This is a genomic window from Microcoleus sp. Pol12B3, from assembly GCF_036701355.1.
Lineage (GTDB): Bacteria > Cyanobacteriota > Cyanobacteriia > Cyanobacteriales > Microcoleaceae > Microcoleus.
Genome location: NZ_JAUBQS010000006.1, coordinates 76,986 through 90,693, shown reverse-complemented (window position 1 = coordinate 90,693; position 13,708 = coordinate 76,986). Strand labels below are relative to the sequence as shown.

Here is a 13,708-nt window from a genome sequence, read left to right as displayed (position 1 = left end):
CACGGTCACATGAAATTAGGATGAAATTTTGAATCAGCAGCCCAGATGCCCACCAGATTCTAAAATACGAAGATAAGTTTCGCCTAATGACAAGCGATTTTGCTGTAGATTTTTTTCTGTTTTTTTTATCTCTGCTGGCGCTGCAATTTCTTTTGTCAATTCGCTCAGTAGCTCATCTACGGCTGCATTCGATTTATAAGTGCTGTTTAATTCCAAGGTATTCAATATCATAAACTACCTTCTCTATGTATATAGCTTTTTGCTGACCTATCTACTACTTTAGAGGTAGGGCTGAGCAATTGTCTACAGTATTCTTACGTAACTTTCTACTACTTTAGAGGTAGGGCGGTTCAATTATCTACAGTAGGTGTAGGTACTCTCAGGGAAGTGAGGTGGAGTCAGACAAATGCTGACAGCCACAGTCGAGCTACATTACTTTGTCTACCAAGGTTGTCGCGACTTTTTCATTTGCTCGATTTCTTGCTTTGGTGAAGTAAGTATTTTCGGAACTCTTGAGCTACTGTGATTAATGTCACTCATTTTCGCGATTGGGGTCACTTTTTATTGAGGTGAGCTAAATTACTGTTTGTACCAAGTTTGGCGCCACTGTTTCATTTGCTCAATTTCTTGCTTTTGCGAAGTCAGAATTTCTTGAGACAATTTCTTCATTTCCGGGCGTTTTGACTTCTTCAAAGCATCTTCAGCCATCACTAAAGCTCCTTCGTGGTGAGGAATCATCGCATTAATAAATCGCAAGTCAAATTGGTCGTCAGCGGCCCCTAAATCCATGCTCATCATCATGCTTTGCATTTGTTCGGGAGTCATTGCCATCATGTGACCCATTGGAGCGTGATAAGCCATCGGGGTACTGCTGGCTTTGGGATACCAAGCTTTTCGCCACTCTTTCATTTGATTGATTTCGCGGTTTTGAGCAGCAATTATATCAGTGGCAAGTTTTTTCATTTCCGGGCGTTTTGATTTGTTAAGCACCTCTTTTGCCATGTTTACAGCACCTTGATGGTGTACTGTCATGCCATCAATAAACCGCAAATCGTAATCGGCATCGGCAGGGCCTAAATCCATTGACATATCGTGATTCATGCCATGATTCATGCCATGATTCATGCCACCGCCTTGGGCCACGTTTTGCTTGTTGTTTGCTTCGGTTGCAGCCGTAACATTTGGGGCTTGAGTTTCGCTGGAAGGGGCTTTTGAACAAGCTGCAAGCACTCCGCTGGTTAAAGCGGCTGCGGCGGTCAATATCAGGACTGCAAAGCCTGTTTTTAATGAAATTGGTTTCATAGATTTTATATCCTTAAAACTGCCATTTATTTTCAGTTTTTCATATATAAATGAAATTAGGATGAAATTTTTGCTGCGAACTTGTAAAGAATTATTGCTGTGCCGTCGATCGCCCTCAAATTTAAGATTTACAGAACTCACTTGAATCTAATTATGTAGGGTGCACAGCGCGTGCCTTACCCCTATGGGTAGCGTGTCAAACCAGTTTTTTTATAATTCCTGATTTATTTTGCAATTACCCTTGACTCTCCAGTTAACTGGAGACTTTACAATGGAGTTAATTCATTGATTGAGCAGAGTAGTTTCTGCTGAGGTTCAAATTATGACTTTACAGCTAAAAGTTCCTAAAATGGCTTGTTCTGCTTGTGCGACTACGATCGCAAAAGCAGTCCAAGCCATTGACTCAGCCTCAACTGTTGAGGCGGATCTCAAGACAAAATTGGTCACGATTCAAACCGCTAAGTCGGAAAGTGAAGTTAGGAAAGCGATCGCATCGGCGGGCTATCCAACTATTTAAAGACAAAGGGTAAATGTCTCATTGAGGATGGCATATATGGACAATCTCACACTTAAATTGCGGGGCATGAGTTGTGCTTCTTGTGCTTCCTCTATCGAACAAGCAATTCAATCTGTTCCCGGCGTAATTGAGTGTCATGTCAATTTTGGGATGGAACAAGCAACCATCCAATACGACTCCCAGCAAACCGACTTAGAAACAATTCAATCGGCGGTTGATGATGCGGGATACCAAGCTTTGCCACTTCCAGAAATGGCGGCGACAGAGGATGATTCCGAACAAGCCGATCGCAAATCGGAATCTCAAACCTTGCAGCGGAAACTCTGGACAGCAGGTATCATCAGCATCCTGCTGGTTGTGGGTGCTATTCCAGCGATGACCGGCTTGCACCTGCCATTTATTCCCGCATGGCTGCACAATTTTTGGCTGCAATTAGTCCTGACATCCCCCGTACAATTTTGGTGCGGCAAATCGTTTTATGTGGGAGCTTGGAAATCCCTAAAACGGCGTGTAGCGACAATGGATACTCTGATTGCCTTGGGTACAAGTGCTGCTTACTTTTATTCTGTATTTGTGACATTTTTCCCAGGTTTCTTGACAGCCCAAGGTTTGACTCCTAGCGTTTACTACGAAGTAGCAGCTAGCGTTATTGCCTTAATTTTGTTGGGGAAAACCCTAGAAAATCGGGCGAAGGGAGAGACTTCCGAAGCCATTCGGAAACTCATGGGTTTGCAAGCAAAAACTGCTCGGATAGTTCGCAACGGGGAAGAGTTGGAAGTGCCGATCGCCCAAGTGGAAATTGGCGATGTTGTGCAGGTGCGGCCGGGAGAGCAAATCCCCGTAGATGGAGAGGTAATTGAAGGATATTCCACAGTAGACGAAGCAATGGTTACGGGAGAAAGTTTGCCTGTCAAAAAGCAGCTTGGCGACGAAGTTATCGGAGCGACAATTAACAAAACTGGCAGCTTCAAGTTTCGGGCGACAAGAGTTGGCAAAGATACCTTTTTAGCTCAAATTGTCAAGATGGTGCAGGATGCACAGGGTTCAAAAGCACCAATTCAAAAGTTAGCCGACCAAGTGACGGGTTGGTTTGTTCCTGTAGTAATTTCCGTCGCTTTAGCTACTTTTATTGTTTGGTTTAACACGACGGGAAACTTCACTCTAGCGACCGTGACAATGGTGGGAGTATTGATTATTGCTTGTCCCTGCGCTTTGGGTTTAGCGACTCCGACTGCTGTGATGGTTGGCACTGGTAAAGGTGCAGAAAACGGAATTTTAATTAAAGGAGCCGATAGTTTAGAATTGGCTCACAAAATCCAAATTATCGTGTTAGATAAAACTGGAACTCTTACCGAAGGTAAGCCGACTGTAACTGATTTTGTGACAATTAAAGGAACGGCGAACAGCAATGAGTTAAAATTGCTGCAATTGGCGGCGTCGGTCGAGCACAATTCGGAGCATCCTTTGGGGGAAGCTGTTGTTAGATACGCTCAATCTCAAGAGGTAAATTTGAGGGATGTTAAGGATTTTGAGGCGATCGCGGGGAGTGGTGTTCGAGGGGTTGTAGGCGGGAAGTCTATCGCCCTAGGAACGCTGAGGTGGATGCAGGAACTAGGCTGCGATACTGAATATCTGGAACTGCGCGCCAGAGCTTTGGAAGCTGCAAGCAAAACGGTTGTTTGGATGGCTGTAGAAGGCCAAATAGAGGCAATTCTCGGCATTGCTGATGCTCTCAAACCATCGTCAGCGCAGGCGGTGAAAGCACTTCAAAAACTCGGTTTGGAGGTGGCGATGCTGACGGGGGACAACCGCGCGACTGCGGAGTCGATCGCCCAATCCGTGGGCATTACTCGCGTTTTTGCCGAAGTTAGACCCGACCAAAAAGCAGCTCAAATCCAAGCCCTGCAACGGGGAGGAAAAATTGTCGCGATGGTGGGAGATGGGATTAACGACGCGCCGGCTTTGGCCGCTTCAGACGTGGGAATTGCGATCGGCACCGGCACCGATGTGGCGATCGCAGCCAGTGACATTACCTTAATTTCAGGAGATTTGCAAGGCATAGTTACAGCAATTAAACTTTCCCGCGCCACCATGCGGAACATCCGGGAAAATTTGTTTTTTGCGTTTATTTACAACATCGCTGGAATACCGATCGCGGCGGGCATTTTGTTCCCCATTTTTGGCTGGCTGCTCAATCCAATTATCGCCGGTGCAGCAATGGCTTTCAGTTCAGTCTCTGTAATTACTAATGCTTTGCGTTTGCGGAATTTTAAACCAAAATCTATTGCTTAAATTTGGAGGAATTATAAAAATGTTACAGCCTACTCAAATTTGGCGAAGTCTCGCGAGTTTAGGAATTGTGATGGGAATGACATCGGGAGTTCAAGCTTCCGAAATGTCCGTCCAGCATTCTACTTCTACGACTCAATTCCGCAGCATTGAACAGCCACTAGGTTTAAAAGTTGGCGTCACAATAGGTGGTTTAACATTAATTGGTTTGGAATTTTGGTGGTTTTTATTCAGTAAAGCTAAAGGGCAGCAAGCTGAATCTATTCAGGGGATACAAGAGTTGAATATTACTGTAGACGGGGGTTATGAGCCTGCCACTGTAGTTGTGAAAGCGGGTAAATTAGTCAGGCTCAATTTCTTGAGGCGTGACCCCAATAGTTGTCTTGAAAAAGTGTTGTTACCAGATTTTCACATTGTGCGAGAATTACCTCTAAATCAGGTAACGGCTGTTGAATTCACCCCTGACCAACCTGGACGATACCTATTTACGTGCGGCATGAATATGTTTCGGGGTGTAGTGGAAGTACAAAGCTAAATCAAATAGAAAGTTATCAACCTGCGGCAACTGCGACGGTTGAGGCGCGAGTTTTTTCAGCAAGAAATCGCTAAAATAGATGAAAGCTTAAGAAATTTGGAGTGAGCTAAATGCAACTACTACACACGATGCTCCGAGTCGGCAACCTGGAAGAGTCCCTCAAATTTTACACTGAGGTTCTGGGCATGAAATTGCTGCGGCAAAAGGACTATCCAGACGGTAAATTTACTCTGGCTTTTGTGGGCTACGGCGATGAATCCGACACTACAGTTTTGGAATTAACATACAACTGGGGCGTCACAGAGTACAATTTGGGGGATGCTTACGGTCATATTGCGATCGGCGTTGACGACATTTACGGTACTTGCGAAGAAATTAAAGCTCGTGGCGGTAAAGTTAGTCGCGAACCCGGCCCGATGAAGCACGGTTCAACAGTCATCGCTTTTGTGCAAGACCCAGATGGATATAAGGTTGAATTAATTCAACTGGCAAATCAAGGTAGCAACACCCAGAAAGTAAGTGCGGCAACCGCATCTTAGAGATCGATCGTCCTCCTAGTCCTGGTAGGGTGCGTCAGAAACAAACTTTTTGAGTTAGGTTGAAACTCTTTCTCTGACGCACCCTACTGAGGGGATTTAGGAAGTTTTCAACATTTTTAATGCGATCGCACCGACGGTACAAACTGCTGCAAGTAACTCTTTTGCCACAAAATAGCAAAACTGCTGCCTATTTGACTTAAACTATCAAATTTAGGAATTAATTTAGATTCTCGGCGCTGGTCTAAAGCAGCGAGCGCCGAAAAGAATACAGCTAATACTAACAAAAATACCACCATCACACTAAAAAAAATAGTCCAATAAACTAGAAATTCGCTTTGGTAGCTCACGGTGGATATCGAGTTAATTACTACATCAGATAAATATAAAAGCAGCCCTACTGAAAACCACACCCCGAATAATACCCACGTCCACTTAAACATATCTGTTGCAGTCTTGTTATTTTTGGACACAGAAAGTTCTAACTCTCTAATTTTGCTGTTAATATTTGAGGTGATTTCATACAGAGTATACTGCAAAGCGTCTCTGATATAATTAAGTTCATTGTCTAGGTTGATGCACTGCTCCGAGGTGTTTTTGTCTAAGCTCAGGTTTGTGAGTTGTTTGCGATGGGCAGCCAGTTTATTGTCGAGGGTGTAATCCCATTTTTCTAGCCGCTCTATAGTCAAATACAAAAGTTCCCTATTAGCATCTAACAAACTCTGGCAATATATTATTGATTTAACTAACTTGCTGAGATTGTTGATATGCTCGTCTAGAGTATTTTGGTATTTATTTTGTTTAGATGACAAGAAACTTGCGAGTTCGACATCCCGATCGCCGCACAGCGACAAAGCCTGACTATACATCTCGTCAATTTCCTTTTTACCTCGATATAGTGACGCTTTGTACTCCTCAATTTCGGAAATAGTCAGACATTCTAAGGGCTGATATTTTACATTAAATTTATATACGATCGCTGTCATAATCTGCGCCGCTTTTCGGTCTAGCTTGTCTTTGTACGGTTCTAAAATAATAGCAGCTAGATTTTTTACTCTCGCTTCCGGGTGGTGCAGGAACTCAAAAATTTTGGCAAGTATTTTGGAGAATTCCCAGTCATTAAAATTATTTTCGGCAACTTCCCAAAAGTTTGTTACCGCTGCATCGTTTTCGGCACTCAATTTGTACGGACTCGTAACTGCGATCGCAGCAAATACTCGCTCGATCCAAAACAGATATTCTTCGCAATCCATTGACAGGCTCGGCAGCAGCCAGCTCGGCCCGTACACCCAAAAATCGAGACAATTCTCATATTCCTTACTGCTGTCATTTCTGCTGCTGTCGCCCAAAGCAAATTTGTTGCTTGTTAACACTTTAATTTGCTCTTCTACCACCCGCCGCTCAATTTCCTCTGCATTGATGGTGATATTGACAGCACCTTCCTTGCCTTGCCCTGCTTCATCCAAGCAAATTGACTTAATACTAACAGCCGCAGACCAGCGAATTAAAGGAGTCGATCCCCCTCGCGCTTCCACTTCTAACGCCGCCAGCAGATTTTTGCTAAAATCAGTGGCTCTAGCCGCTATCTCACTTGATATCAGCCCCTCTCGCATCTTCCCAAATGCCTGAATTGCCAAAGCGCGAAACAGCAAATTCGGATGTGGTTTTCTGAGCGATTCCGGTATATTAGCCCTTAATATTCCGCTGTTCTGTACGCCCAAAACTTCAGCAAAAGGATCGATCCCGCAATGTTGCAAAGTTCGTTCAACTGTGTTTACTCTTTGCCAAGGTTGAGTATATTTAGTGAGAGCGATGATTAGTGCTGTACCACTGCATTCCATTGGCTCAGGGATGCTAGGGCGATCGAGTTTCCACATATTGCTCGTCATAATTTGTCCCCAGGACAATTACTAGATATGGACGCCGTTGTTTGATGCTAAATTCAGCATTGCATTTACTGCTGCTTTTTGTCAATATTAGTCCTGGAGGCATAGGGAGTTATAAACCCGGTTTCACCAGTAAATTTCTCCTGACTAAACCCCAGATTTTTCTTATAAACATGGTTGAGCAAGGCAAAGGCGCGCCCCTAACTAAATATATAATTTAGCAGTAATCGGTGAAATGTCAAAATTTTAGGTTTGGTCACGAAACCCAACCTACTATAGTCATTTCTTTGTCGGAACTTTTAATATTTTGTCGCTCACCATTTGGTCAACAATTAAGTCGCTGATAATTTGAGCTCCGTGGGAGGTAAAGTGCAACCCGTCATTATTTTTTACATAGCCTCGCTTACCCGATTTATTGGCAACTACAGGAACAAGTTTTCCGGCTTGTCCAAATGTCTCCCAAGTAGAAATAAATTCTATTTTGGATGAAGATTTGCTGGCATTTTTATAAATATCGTTCATGATGGGAAAAGCTTTGATATAAAAAGGCTTTTTAGGTATGGATTGACCTATCCAATACACTTTTCTGACGGATGACGCATCTAGTAACTTGGCATATCTTTCTACTCTTTCTTGATAAGCTTTTTGCCATTCTTTTGTCATAACAACCCGGGCTTTTCCTTGATAATCAATAATATTTTGAGGATCGTTTGCTCCGAACAAAACTATCACTACATCGGGCTGGTAATTATTAAGAACTTGGCGAGTTCTGGCATACCAGTCATAATAATCTATCCGATTTAACCCCGTCGAGACTTTGTAGTCAATTTTCGTATCGGCGATATTGTATTTTTTCTTAAGAGTGTACTGGAGTTGAATTCCTAAGTCGAACATTACGGAATCTCCAATAAATAAAAATCTGCGATAAGGTCTGGTTAGTTTGGGTTTAGCTGGGGTTGGTTTTTTAGCATTAGCAGGCTTTGGGGGTTCAACGGTCGCTTTTGTTTCGGTTTTGACTGGAGGGATTTCTGGTTCTTTGGGGAGGCTATCGAAGTTAATATCTTTAATTTTGCTCCAAAAATCTTGTTCTGATTTTCGGAAACCGTCTATTTCGATCAGGCGCGCCGCTTGTTTAATTTCTGGACTGGCGAAAGGAGTTGAAGCAAAGCTTTTGAGAAATAATGATAAGTTTGAAAATATTAAAGTGAGAATTACAGAAGTAACAATCAGCAAAATTTCCCGGTCTTTCATATTTATTAGAAATTAAAGTAAATAAAAGGCGGAACGGTACTCGGCCCCAACATCAAGATAGTATATACGAGCAGCGAAACTAAGACAACCCGAAAGAAAATGTTTTTTAATGACAATACGGTTTGCAATAGTTTCGCGATGCGATCGCCCCACAAGTTAATCGCGCCGATAACTGCAATTACTAAATACAATTGCCAAAAGTTAAATTGAAAAGTTGCGACTGCAGGATGGACAATTCCTTCAAAAAAACTCACCGCAGTTTCCCAGTTGGGAGTGCCGAAAAATACCCAGCTACAAGTAACAAAACTAAATGTTAACAACCAACTGCAAAATTTTGCAAATCTGGGAAACGCATAGTCTAATTTAAAGTGGATAGCTTGGGGGATATCTTTACATAAATGGTTGACAATTAATCCTAAACCGTGAATTGCTCCCCAGAAAATAAAGTTTAAACCTGCGCCGTGCCAAAATCCACCGATCGCCATTGTCATCAGTAAATTTACGTACTTCCTCAACTTGCCGTATTTATTGCCACCAAAGGGAAAGTAAACGTAATCCCTTAACCACTCGGAAAGACTGATGTGCCACCTTTTCCAAAATTCTTGCAAGCTGAGCGATCGGTATGGCATATTAAAGTTGGCAATGGGTTTGAAACCCAGCAAACAGGAGATGCCGTTCGCTAAATCCGAATAGCCGCTGAAATCTACGTAAATCAAACAGGAATAGGAAATTGCCGCGAGGATTAAATCGATACTGCTGTACTGCTGCGGGACTTTGAATGGCAAGTCAGTGAAGTTAAACAAAAAGCTCGATAAAGTATATTTTTTGAAGAGTCCCGACAAAATCAAAACTATAACTTCTTCAATTTTATAGTCGTATTTTTCCGGTGAATTTAGCTGCCAGTAAAATTCGCGAGCTCGCGAGATTGGCCCGGAGGCAATTTGGGGAAAGTAGGTAATATAGGCGGCATAGTCTACAAATTTCGGACAAGGGATTTTTTGCTGGTAGCAGTCGATTAAATGAGAAATCATTCTAAAAGTGTAGAAAGACACGCCGACGGGGGCGATTATTTGTAAAACGGGAAAGTTGGCTGGAATTTGTAGCTGGTTCAGTACCTCAAATAAAGAAGTTACAAAGAAGTTGCAATATTTAAAGATGCCGAGATAGCCAATGTTTAAAATGAGACCGGAGATTAAAGCAAGTTTTTTATACTTACTGTTGCAGAGAACCCGTAGAATGATATAATTGTAGACTGTAGAGAAAATCAGGAGCAAGAGAAAGTCAAAGCTCCAAAACGAATAAAATAATAAACTAGAAACTAACAAGACAATTTTATACAAATCGACTTGGGGTTTCACAGAGACGATCAGGCTAAAAATAATTAGGAAAAATACGAGAAATTGGTAAGTCGGAAATAGCATAAATCTCAGCCGATTAAAAATCTTGTTTCTGGCAATATTTTTATAAGTACGGCCAGCGAACCTCTCCCCAAGGGTATCGCCCTCCGCCGATCTGACCGCACAAAATTTGGGGTGGATTGCGGACTGGAAGCTTTTGCAACAGGTCAATTATTTCACAACTTCCGCCCTAGTTAACCGCACTCATAAATTCATAATCCTGTTTAAAGATTATGATGGTTGTGAGACGATGTATTAACGGATAACAACAGGAATCCCCTTGATTGCGAGGAACCAACGTGCAGCCAACAGACCCTAGCAAATTTACAGATCAAGCCTGGGAAGCCATTGTCAAATCCCAGGATGTAGCCCGCCGCTTTGCCAATCAGCAGCTAGAGGTTGAACATTTAGCCATTGCCCTTCTCGAACAGCAAGGCCAGGCCAACAGCATTCTCAGCAAAGCTGGAGTCGATGCCCCCCGGTTGGCCCAGCAGTTAGATGCTTTTGCCAAACGACAGCCCAGAGTTGCCAACGCTGACCAACTATACCTCGGTCGCGGCTTAGAAGTGATGTTAGATGTTGCCGAGGCCACCAGGGCGACTTGGCAAGATAATTTTATCGCCGTTGAACATTTATTAATTGGCTTAGTAGAAGACGAACGAGTCGGCCGCAGGTTGCTGACAAAAGGCGACGGCCCGCCGGGCCGCCCAGGTTACGATCGCAAACCCCCAGCCGGTACGATCGATCGACCAAAACTCGAAGAAGCAATCAAATCTTTCCGCGCCACTGCTAAAGCCCAAGAAAAAAATTCCGAAACCGGGAAAGGCAGCCGCAGCAACGCTAAAGCCCAAGATCAAGATGGGGAAGCTAACTCCGACGCCCTCAGCAAGTACGGCCGCGATTTGACAGAAGCCGCCAAAGCAGGCAAACTCGACCCAGTAATCGGCCGCGACGAGGAAATCCGCCGCGTGGTACAAGTTCTTTCCCGCCGCCAAAAAAACAATCCGGTGTTAATTGGCGATCCCGGAGTCGGAAAAACTGCGATCGCCGAAGGTTTAGCCCAGCGAATTGTCAACGGCGACGTACCGGAATCTTTGAAAAATCGCCAGCTATTCAGCCTCGACATGGGCAGTTTAATTGCAGGGGCCAAATTCCGGGGCGAATTTGAAGAACGATTGCGTTCTGTATTGCGAGAAGTCATCGATTCCGACGGGCAAATTGTCCTATTTATTGACGAATTGCACACCGTTGTAGGCACTGGCGGCGGTGGCAGTTCCGGTTCGGGAATGGATGCCGGAAACTTGTTAAAACCGATGTTAGCCAGAGGCGAATTGCGCTGCATCGGCGCTACAACTCTCGACGAATTCCGCAAGAATATTGAAAAAGATCCTGCCTTGGAACGTCGCTTTCAACAAGTATTTGTCGGCGAACCCAGCGTTGAAGATACTGTTTCGATTTTGCGCGGATTGAAAGACCGTTACGAACGCCACCACGGGGTAAAAATTACTGATTCGGCCCTGGTAGCTGCTGCAACTCTGTCTTTTCGCTATATTTCCGATCGCTTTTTGCCGGACAAGGCGATCGACCTCGTAGATGAAGCGGCCGCCCACTTGAAAATGGAGATTACCTCTAAACCTGTGGAATTGGAAGGCATTGACCGCCGGGTGATGCAGTTGGAAATGGAAAAATTGTCGATCGAAGGCGAAGGAAAAGGTGCTCTCGCCCCCGGGCTCGGCTTCCGCGTCGAACGCATCACATCTGAGATTGACATTTTAAAAGTCAAGCAGGAAAAATTGTCCTCTCAGTGGTTGGGCGAAAAGCAGTTGTTGGATGCAATCAATAAATTGAAAGCAGAAGAAGACCAATTGCGAGTGCAAATCGAACAAGCAGAAAGGGCTTACGATTTGAATAAAGCCGCACAGTTAAAGTACGGCAAGTTGGAAACTGCGGTGCGCGATCGCGAAGCGAAAGAAGCGGAACTTTTGAAACAGCAAGCTCAAGGTTCTTCCCTGCTGCGCGAAAAAGTTACTGAGGGCGATATTGCGGAAATTGTCGCCAAATGGACGGGCATTCCGGTTAATCGGTTGTTAGAATCCGAACGCCAAAAATTGCTGCAATTGGAAAAACACTTGCACCAAAAAGTTATCGGTCAAGAGGAAGCTGTAACAGCCGTGGCGGCGGCAATTCGGCGCGCTAGGGCGGGGATGAAAGATCCGGGGAGGCCGATCGGCTCTTTCTTGTTTATGGGCCCCACAGGCGTCGGAAAAACAGAGTTAGCGCGGGCGTTGGCGGAGTTTTTGTTTGACAGCGATGATGCGATCGTCCGCATCGATATGTCGGAATACATGGAGAAGCACAGCGTTTCCCGGTTGGTAGGAGCTCCTCCCGGATATGTCGGTTACGATGAAGGGGGACAACTTTCCGAAGCAGTGCGGAGACATCCTTATTCGGTGGTGCTGTTTGACGAAGTGGAAAAAGCGCACCCGGACGTATTTAACATTTTGCTGCAAGTGTTGGATGACGGCAGAATTACCGATTCTCAAGGTCGAGTGGTTGACTTTAGAAATACCGTAATTGTGATGACTAGCAATATCGGCAGCGACCACATTTTAGACGTGTTTACTAAGAAGGAAAAAACCGTCAAAAAACCTGCTAATCGGAAGCAGGAAACGAAAGATTTGTCAAGTCAAAAGACAGATTATAAAGTGGCTGCCGACGGTACTGTTGAGGTGTCGGCCCAGCGAGTTGATGTTGATACTGTAACTAAGAGTGAAAACAAGACTGAAAACAAGAGTGAAAATGAAAATTTATTGACTCAAGACCGGGAGACAGACCAAGAGTACGAACAGATGTTAAAACGGGTGATGACAGCGCTGCGATCGCACTTCAGACCCGAATTTCTCAATCGGGTGGACGAGATAATTTTGTTCCACACTTTGAGCAAGGTTGAACTGCGGCAAATAGTCAGTATCCAAGTGAAGCGGATCGAGCGGTTGTTGGCCGAACAAAAAATTACTTTGGAACTGTCCGATGCGGCGAAAAACCATATCACAGATGTCGGTTACGATCCGGTTTACGGCGCTCGTCCCTTGAAACGCGCCATCCAGCGGGAGCTGGAAAACCCGCTGGCTAACAAGATTCTGGAAAATGCGTTTGTGGAGGGTGATACAATTGCGATCGACTGCGAAAATAATAGTTTACTATTTCGCAAAAAAGATTCTCGCCCAGCGCTGACAGGTAACAGTTTGTAGTTGCCGAATAGTTTGGAACAGGCAAGATGCCTGTTCCACAAACAATCAATTTTCTTGTGGAACAGGCATCCTGCCTGTTATTAAAAATGGTGAAATATGTCAAGAATTAGAGATGGTGCGGCTGCCATAGGCATCCAGGCTGTAGGCGGGAACGCGAACGCTGTAATCCATCTCTGTTGCCGTGATTGCTACAGCCAATTTTTCAAAAGATTCATCGTTCCAATTCCGCTCGTGGATGGGCTTTGACTGTTCCCCGAGGAAATATGCTTGAGTGCCAATTACTGAGGCCGCGACCCAACCGACGATTAAAAGAGCGATTACAATAGCCATATTTGCTTTTTCCTTAACTTTTGTTGCTTTATGTAAACTAATGTAACGAAAATTAGTCATAAACGTCAAGGTACTGTAATGTCGTGGCAACCGTCTGGCAGGTAGTAAATACCGCACCTAATCCTGAGTCTGTAGGGTGCGCTTACTGTCAACAAGGGCTCGATCCCCCCTAGCCCCCCTTAATAAGGGGGGGACAAGAGTGTTCTCAAAGTCCTATCAAGGGGGATTTAGCGGGATCGAGACTGGACTACCAGCGAGAGATTCAGAGGGGTTTCAGGCTTAAGTTGACACGCCTTGGTAGGGTGTGCACCGCGGACCTGTCTTTCGGGTGTACACCGCGCATATGTATCGGAATTGTGAACTGTATCCGAAATAGCAAAACAGCTTGTTGAGATTTTATAGTTAAGAAATTAT

At 44.4% G+C, this 13,708-nt stretch carries 11 protein-coding genes; 5 read left to right on the top strand and 6 right to left on the bottom strand.

The genetic code is table 11. The features are described 5' to 3' along the window. Nucleotides 1-33: 33 nt before the first annotated feature. Together QUA53_RS04790 and QUA53_RS04785 are read right to left on the bottom strand one after the other, a co-directional pair. Complete coding sequence (locus tag QUA53_RS04790; RefSeq protein ID WP_333094702.1) at nucleotides 34-231, bottom strand: hypothetical protein; 198 nt, start codon at nucleotides 229-231, stop codon at nucleotides 34-36. 348 nt (nucleotides 232-579) lie between these two features. After that, entirely contained in the window at nucleotides 580-1,302 is a 723-nt protein-coding gene (locus QUA53_RS04785) for a DUF305 domain-containing protein (RefSeq protein WP_333094701.1), read from the bottom strand. Nucleotides 1,303-1,624: 322 nt separating this feature from the next. On the opposite strand from QUA53_RS04785, the gene QUA53_RS04780 reads away from it, so the two are divergent. The 4 genes from QUA53_RS04780 (at nucleotide 1,625) to gloA (ending at nucleotide 5,182) form a co-directional block, all read left to right on the top strand. Continuing rightward, nucleotides 1,625-1,819, top strand: a complete 195-nt coding sequence (locus tag QUA53_RS04780; RefSeq protein ID WP_333094700.1) for a heavy-metal-associated domain-containing protein — start codon at nucleotides 1,625-1,627, stop codon at nucleotides 1,817-1,819. 36 nt (nucleotides 1,820-1,855) lie between these two features. Continuing rightward, the gene (locus tag QUA53_RS04775) at nucleotides 1,856-4,111 is read left to right on the top strand and encodes a heavy metal translocating P-type ATPase (RefSeq protein ID WP_333094699.1); all 2,256 of its coding nucleotides are present in this window, start codon (nucleotides 1,856-1,858) and stop codon (nucleotides 4,109-4,111) included. A 19-nt stretch (nucleotides 4,112-4,130) separates the two neighbouring features. Continuing rightward, nucleotides 4,131-4,643 (top strand): cupredoxin domain-containing protein, encoded by a 513-nt coding sequence (locus QUA53_RS04770; protein WP_333094697.1) that lies wholly within the window; start codon nucleotides 4,131-4,133, stop codon nucleotides 4,641-4,643. A 110-nt stretch (nucleotides 4,644-4,753) separates the two neighbouring features. Continuing rightward, nucleotides 4,754-5,182, top strand: coding sequence for a lactoylglutathione lyase (gene gloA / locus QUA53_RS04765; protein WP_333094696.1), 429 nt, complete (start codon nucleotides 4,754-4,756; stop codon nucleotides 5,180-5,182). Between the two features lie 116 nt (nucleotides 5,183-5,298). Here gloA and QUA53_RS04760 read toward each other — a convergent pair whose 3' ends face one another. The 3 genes from QUA53_RS04760 to QUA53_RS04750 form a co-directional block, all read right to left on the bottom strand. Continuing rightward, nucleotides 5,299-7,068 (bottom strand): hypothetical protein, encoded by a 1,770-nt coding sequence (locus tag QUA53_RS04760; protein ID WP_333094695.1) that lies wholly within the window; start codon nucleotides 7,066-7,068, stop codon nucleotides 5,299-5,301. 276 nt (nucleotides 7,069-7,344) lie between these two features. Then, entirely contained in the window at nucleotides 7,345-8,316 is a 972-nt protein-coding gene (locus tag QUA53_RS04755; protein WP_333094694.1) for a DUF459 domain-containing protein, read from the bottom strand. 5 nt (nucleotides 8,317-8,321) lie between these two features. After that, nucleotides 8,322-9,737 (bottom strand): MBOAT family O-acyltransferase, encoded by a 1,416-nt coding sequence (locus QUA53_RS04750; RefSeq protein ID WP_333094692.1) that lies wholly within the window; start codon nucleotides 9,735-9,737, stop codon nucleotides 8,322-8,324. 275 nt (nucleotides 9,738-10,012) lie between these two features. On the opposite strand from QUA53_RS04750, the gene QUA53_RS04745 reads away from it, so the two are divergent. Beyond that, nucleotides 10,013-12,964 (top strand): AAA family ATPase, encoded by a 2,952-nt coding sequence (locus tag QUA53_RS04745; RefSeq protein ID WP_333094691.1) that lies wholly within the window; start codon nucleotides 10,013-10,015, stop codon nucleotides 12,962-12,964. 99 nt (nucleotides 12,965-13,063) lie between these two features. On the opposite strand, the gene QUA53_RS04740 is transcribed toward QUA53_RS04745, so the two are convergent. Then, on the bottom strand, nucleotides 13,064-13,294 hold the full coding sequence (locus QUA53_RS04740) for a photosystem II protein, Psb35-related (protein WP_333072942.1): 231 nt from the start codon (nucleotides 13,292-13,294) through the stop codon (nucleotides 13,064-13,066). Between the last annotated feature and the right edge of the window lie 414 nt (nucleotides 13,295-13,708).